The sequence below is a fragment of the Streptomyces himastatinicus ATCC 53653 genome, from assembly GCF_000158915.1.
In the GTDB taxonomy this organism is placed as follows: Bacteria; Actinomycetota; Actinomycetes; order Streptomycetales; family Streptomycetaceae; genus Streptomyces; species Streptomyces himastatinicus.
Genome location: NZ_GG657754.1, coordinates 9,574,740 through 9,581,073, shown reverse-complemented (window position 1 = coordinate 9,581,073; position 6,334 = coordinate 9,574,740). Strand labels below are relative to the sequence as shown.

At 74.8% G+C, this 6,334-nt stretch carries 3 protein-coding genes and 1 pseudogene; all 4 read right to left on the bottom strand.

The features are described from left to right. Nucleotides 1–1,019 (bottom strand): glycosyltransferase (locus tag SSOG_RS40490; RefSeq protein WP_050800408.1); only part of this gene is annotated, 1,019 nt, incomplete at its 3' end. Next, a complete protein-coding gene (locus SSOG_RS40485) occupies nt 1,016–1,882 on the bottom strand; it encodes an alpha/beta fold hydrolase (protein ID WP_050800144.1) in 867 nt (288 codons plus the stop codon). The genes SSOG_RS40485 and SSOG_RS40490, both read right to left, overlap by 4 nt. Nucleotides 1,883–1,884: 2 nt before the next feature. Continuing rightward, nucleotides 1,885–2,232 (bottom strand): acyl carrier protein, encoded by a 348-nt coding sequence (locus SSOG_RS40480; RefSeq protein WP_050800143.1) that lies wholly within the window; start codon nt 2,230–2,232, stop codon nt 1,885–1,887. Beyond that, a pseudogene (locus SSOG_RS58715) lies at nt 2,229–6,334 on the bottom strand (acyltransferase domain-containing protein); the annotation flags it as partial. The pseudogene SSOG_RS58715 and the gene SSOG_RS40480, both read right to left, overlap by 4 nt.

Genomic DNA, 6,334 nt, shown 5'->3' with positions numbered 1-6,334 from the left:
GCGGCCACCACCTGGGCGGCCACCACGGGCTGGTCGTCCCGGATCGGGGCCACCACGAGCGGGACGCCGTGCCACAGGGCCTCGCACACGGTGTTGTGACCCGCGTGGCACACGACCGCGGCCACCCGTTCCAGCAGGCGCAGCTGGGGGATCCGCGGGACCGTCAGCAGGTTCTTGTCCCCGGCGGTGGCCGGTCCGAGGGTGCCCGCCGGGTCGACGATGACCGTCTGGAAGCGGTCGGCCCGGGCGCGTACGGCCTCCCGGGATGCGGCGAGGAAACGCGCCCCGGCGTCAGTGTTCGCGGTGCCGAGGGTGATCAGGACGGTGGGGCGGGCAGGGTCCAGCCACTCCCACGGGAAGTCCGGTTCGGCCGGGCGCCCGGCGATGGAGGGGCCGACGTACCGAATGTGGTCGGCCGCCCGGACGGGCCGCCCGGCCAGTTCCTCGGTGGTGAACGCCAGCACCAGATCGGGCGAGAACCGGGGGTCGGCCGTGCCGCGCGGATCCCCGATCCTGCCCCGCAAACTGTCCAGCAGGGCGTCCAGCCAGGCGTCGATCTTGGGCATGCCGTCCAGCGCGCCGGTGAACTCCGCCGAGGTGGTGGCGGAGGTGGCCCACCGTACGCCCAGCCGCTCGGCCACCAGCGCGCCCGCCACCGTCTGCTGGTCGGACACCACCACATCCGGGCGGAACTCCTCGATGGCCCGCGCCACATCGGGCGCCATGGCCTCGGCGAGCGGCACCAGGAAGTCCTCCCACAGGAACTTCAGCGCACCCGGGCCGCGCACCTCGGGCGGGCGCTCCGCCCCGCCCTCACCGATCACCGGCCCGGCGCAGCGGTGGACCGTGGCACCGGGGCCGACCAGCCGCTGTACGACCTCCGGCAGCCCGGCCCAGGCCACCTGGTGGCCACGGGCCGTCAGTTCGGCCGCCACGCCGACGGTGGGGTTGACGTGGCCGACGAGCGGCGGCACGACGAAGAGGAAACGGCGCCCGGGCGTGGGGGACGCTGTGGTCATGAGGCATCGGCTCCCTTGAGCCCGGCCGCCACCGGGATGGCGGTGCCCTGTTCGCCGATCCAGGACAGCAGCAGCCCGCGTATCCGCGCGGGCGCCTCGGCCAGCACCGAATGCCCCTCCCCCGGCAGCATGACCGTGCGGGTGCCGGGCGGCAGCGCCCTGAGCCAGCCGTCCTCACCGGCGAGTTCGGAATCGGCTCCGTACACGGCCAGCGCCGGGCAGCGCAGGGAGCGGACCCGCTCCTCGCTCACCGTCCGGCTCGCCGCCACGTCCTCGGCGATCGTGGTCGTACGCACCAGGCGGGCCGCCGACTTGGCCAGCCGCGCGGTGTGGGCGCCCCGGTGTGCGGTGACCCAGGCCAGCGACTCGGCCTCGTGCGCGACGAGTTCGACCACGATGCGCCGCATGATCCCGCTGATGTCCGTCAGCCAGTCCGGGGTGGCGGGTTTCGCCTCGATCGTCGCGAGACCGGCCACCCGTTCCGGGCGGCGCAGGGCGTATCCGTAGGCCACCGTGCCGCCGAAGCAGTTGCCCACCAGGTGAACGGGGGTGGTGATCTCCAGCTGGGCCAGCAGCCGTTCCAGATCGCTGACGAACGTCTCCAGCCGGTAGCCGGATCCCGGGCGCTCGCTGCGGCCGTGCCCCCGCTGGTCGTACATCACCACGTCCAGCCCGGCGGCGGCGAGGTCCGGGGCCACGGTGAAGTACCAGCTGGCCAGGGAGTCGGTGAGCAGGCCGTGGACGAGCACGACGGTGGCGGTGGGCGGGCGGCCGTCCGGCGGGGAAAGCCGCTGTACGTGCAGGCGGAGGCCGTCCGGTCCGTCGCCGGTGCCGGGCGGGCCACCGAGGTGGATCATCGCCATGGTCAGCTCCCCTCGACCGCTCTGACCTGGGCCGTACTGAGGCACCGCACGATGTACTGCACGAGCTGCCCGACTGTGAGGCCGATGATCTCGTCCAGCTCCAGATCGGCCACGAACTCGGCGAAGTTGACCTCCTGCCCGTAGCGGTCCTGGAGGGTGCCCGCCAGGGTCACCAGGTCGATGCTCTCCAGCTCCAGGTCATCGGTGAAGCGGGTGTCCATGGCGACCTCGATGTCGTCCAGGCCGTCCTCGTCGAGCATGGTCCGGAGCATTCCGGCGACGTCCGCGAGCACGGCCGGTGCGTCGGGTGTGGTTGCGGGTGCCGGGGCTGTGGGTTCGACGGTGGTCACTGATCGGTCTCCTCGTCCTGATCCCGGTGGCCCGGACCGGTCGTCCAGGCCACGGCGTACTCCCTGCCCGGCAACCCGGACGGGTTGGCGGTCGTCGTGCAGCGCACCCGGTAGCGGCGCGGCGGGTGTCCGGGGGCGGTGGCTGCCTCGACGGTGAGGTGGGTGCGCTCCGCGCCGACCACCGCGGTGTCCCGGCCGGTGCCGTCCGCCTTCGCCACCGCCTCCTTGGCGGCGCGGAAGGCGGCGGCCCACCAGGTGGCGGAGGCGCCGCCCGAGGCGGTGACGGTGGTGAGGAGTGCGCGCTCCGCCGGGTCGAACGCCACGTCCCGCTCGGTAACCTCCTCGATGCCGATCCCGATCCCGGGGCGGCGTTGCTCGCCTGGGTGGCGCGGCGCCACCAGGGCGACCCCGGCCTCGGCCCGGTGCGCCAGCGTCAGATCCAGCGGGGGCAGGGTCCGGCCGTGGACGCCGACGGCGTACGGGTGGCCGTGCTCGTCCTCGCACACCCGGATCTCGGCCGGGAAGACCGGCCCCTCCCCCTGCTCCCACAGCCACCGCCGCACCGCGTCCTTGGCCGCGATCCGGCCCAGCAGCCACTGCCGGCGGCCGAGCGGTGACTGCCGTGCGTACTCGGCGCGTTCGGCGCCGCCCAGGTGATTGCGCATGATCAGATCGCGCGAGGCCAGGTCCGGCCAGCGCTCGTACACCAGTGACCAGCCGCCCGGCTGCGGCTGCGACAGCGTGTTGCGCTGCGGGAAGCGCTCCACCGGGCGGGTCTGCGGATCGTTGTCGAACCGGCGGTCGTGCCAGCCGTGCAGCTCCGCCCACACCTCACCGCCGATCAGCAGCTGAACATCGGCCTCCAGCGCCGCGTCGGTCAGCGCGACGACCCTGACCAGGCACTCCACCTCGGTGCCGGGCCGCGGAGGCGGGCCGTAGAAGCGCATCAGGCGCATGCCGACCGGGAAGACGACGGATCGCTCGGTGCGGGTCGCCATGATCCAGTACCCGAGCAGCTGCCCGACGTTGTCCAGCAGCGCACCGGGCGCCGCCGGAGTGGTGATCGTGCCGCGCACCTGCATCTCACCGATCGCGGTGAGCCGGGTGAGCCCCTGGAACGCCGGACCGTGGAACATCCAGCGCTCGTCGTAGATCTGCGCCGCGGTGTGCTCGGGTATCCGCTCGGTGGCGGGGTCGATACGCCAGGGCGCGGGGCGGTCGGCGGCATCCGGGTAACGGGGCGCGAGCTGGACGACGCCGCGTGCGCTGCGGCCGAACGTGACGGTGTAGTGGGCGGGGTCGGTCGCGGACGGTGTCACGGTGACCGGAACGGTGCTGGGCGGTGTCGCGGTCACCCACTGGTCGAAGCGCGCGCCGTGCACGGCCACGGCCACGTGTCGGCCGTCGGCCGTGTGCTCCGCCGCGTCGATGAGGTGCTGCACGATCGTGGTGGCCGGAACCACGGGCCACCGATCGGCCTCATCGGGCCAACCGGGCCGCTGCGGGAAGAAGCAGTGGTCGCGGAGATAGGGCATGGCCTCGCTGGACACGCGCACGTCGTAGGTACGCACCCGGGCCACCACCGGCCGAGCCCGCCCCGCCGCCACCAACTCGGCCGCCGCGTCGGCCGTCTCCCGGAGCAGCGCGTCGAGCTCGGCAGCCCAGGGAGCGGGGTGCGCGGCCCCCGCCACCGGGCGCGCACTCGCAGCGTCCGGCGCAGTCGGAAGTAGCGGCGCGGCCTGGCCGGTGCCCACCGCCGCCACGTGCGGCGACGCGGCGGGGGCGGCACCCGCCGCCGGGTAGGGCGACGCGGGAGCCTGCGGGACCGCCGCCGGGCGCGAGCCTGCTGCGCCCACGTTGTCCGCGCCCGGCGGAGACGGTGGCACGAGATGGTGCGGGCCTGCCACCGCCGCCGGGTGCGTGCCCGCCACGGCCACGTAGTCCGCGCCCGCAGTGGCCGCGTTCGGCGGCACGGTGTACTGCGAACCCGCCACCGCCCGGTTGCACCACCTCGGCCTGAGCCGCGCCCGGCGGCGACAGCGGCGCGGGGTAGTGCGGGCCCTGCCGTCGCCCCATGCGGGGGCGCAGCAGGGGCGCTGCCCGCGCGGCCACGTAGTCCGCGGCCCGCAGTCGCCACATGCGGCGACGCGACATTCTGCGAAACCCGCCACCGCCGTGGGCTGGCCCGTGCCCGGCGGAGACGGTGGCACAAGGTGGTGCGTGCCTGCCATCGCCGCGTGGGCGCTGCCCGCCGCGGGCACATAGTCCCCTGCCGCCGTCGCCACGTGCGGCGACGCGGCGTACGGCGAACCCGCCACCGCCGGGTGCGATGCCGCGGCCTCATCCGCGCCCGGCGGCGACAGCGGCGCGGGGTGGTGCGGGCCTGCCGTCGCCCCATGCGGGGGCGCAACGTTGGAGGCGTCTGGCGCGACCGCGGTGTACAGCGGACCAGCCGCCGGCGTGGGCTGAGGGGCCGGGGGGCGGAGCACCCCGGTTTCGGGAAGGGGCGGGGTGGGGGAAAGGCCAGCCGCCAGCACCCCCCGCAGCTCCGCCAGCCGCGCCCCACCCAGCGAAACGAGCGCACCGTCGAGGTTCAGGCGTACCGGTGCCGACCGCCGCGCCGCGCCGGGGCGTGGGAGCGCCGGGTCCACGGGGGCGCCCTCCGTCCACAGCGCGGTGGCGACGCGGCGCAGTTGGGTGACGCCGTCGCGGTGGGGCGAGTTGGCGGCCACCACGACGTGGTCGCGGCCTTGGAGCGTGTCGCCGATGAGCGAGGCCAGCTGGCCGGTGCCCATCTGTACGAACGCGCGGAAGCCCGCGTCGTGCAGGGCCTGGGTCAGCAGCCGGAACCGCACCGGTTCCAGGAGGTGCCGTACGAACAACCTCGCGCACCTCCGCCTCGGTTTGCGGGTACGGCGCGGCGGTGGTCCCGGACCAGACGGGGACGCGGGGCGGCAGGAGCAGCTCGAAGCGCTCCGCCAGGGTCCGGATGGGGTCGAGGAAGGGGGCCAGCATGGGCGTGTGGAAGCCGGATTGGAAGGGCAGGACCTGCGCGATCACACCCGTCGCGCGCATCGCCCGGACGAACTCCTCGACGTCGGCGCGCGGCCCGCACACCATCGACTGGCTGGGCGCGTTGTCGTGGGAGAGCACGATCCGGCGCTCCGGCCGCTCCGCGAGCGCGGCGAGGACGCGTTCCGCGCCCGTGCCGAGGACGGCGAAGGTCACACCGGGGACGCGCAGCGCGTCGGGGTCGAAGGAGTCGAGGAAGGCGTCGACGGCCTCGCCCGCGTAGAGTCCGCCCGCGGCCATGGCGGACCACTCGCCGACGCTGTGTCCGGCCACCGCGTCCGGCACGATTCCCATGCGTCCGAGCGCCGCGTTCAGCAGGCGTCCGACGCCGAAGACGCCGACGCCGTGGCGGCCGATGTCGCCCGCGCGGGCCGCCTCGCCGTAGCGCTCGCCGGGCCGGTCGCCGGTGTGCCGGGACAGCCCGAAGTACTCGGCGATCCCGTCCGTGCGGGGCTCGAAGTCGGCCTCCAGGCCGGGGAAGACGAAGGCCAGTTTGCCGCCGGTCGCGAGCAGCGGCTCCGTGGTGAACCAGACGTCGTTGCGGCCGCGCCACGGGCGGCCCTTGGCGACCACGCGCCGGGCGAGGGCGAGGCGTTTGGCGGTGGGGTCGACGATGCCCAGCCGGGTACGAGCGCGGTTCCCAACAGCGGGCGCGGTGGCGCGTACGGTCGCGTCGTCGGCGGCGAGCAGTTCGGCCAGCCGCTCCGGCGTGTCCACGGCCAGGGCCAGCACCCGTTCGGGTTCGGTCACCACGGTGGCCGGGCGCCGTTTCACCGGCGCGGTCGACTCCTGCTCCAGCACCACGTGCGCGTTGATCCCGCCGAACCCGAAGGCGTTGACCGCCGCGCGCCGTACGGGGGCCTCCCAGGGCGTGGCCGCGTCGAGGGTACGGAAGCGGGTGGCCGAAAGCCCCGGGTGCGGGTCGTCGCAGTGCAGGGTGGGCAGCAGCCACCCGTGGTGGACGGCGAGGGCGGCCTTGACCAGCCCCGCGACACCGGCGGCGGGTATGGTGTGGCCGATCATCGACTTC

Bases quoted from the DNA above. Each gene is read 5' to 3' on its own strand.
- SSOG_RS40485 (WP_050800144.1), bottom strand. From the start codon at position 1,882: ATGGCGATGATCCACCTCGGTGGCCCGCCCGGCACCGGCGACGGACCG.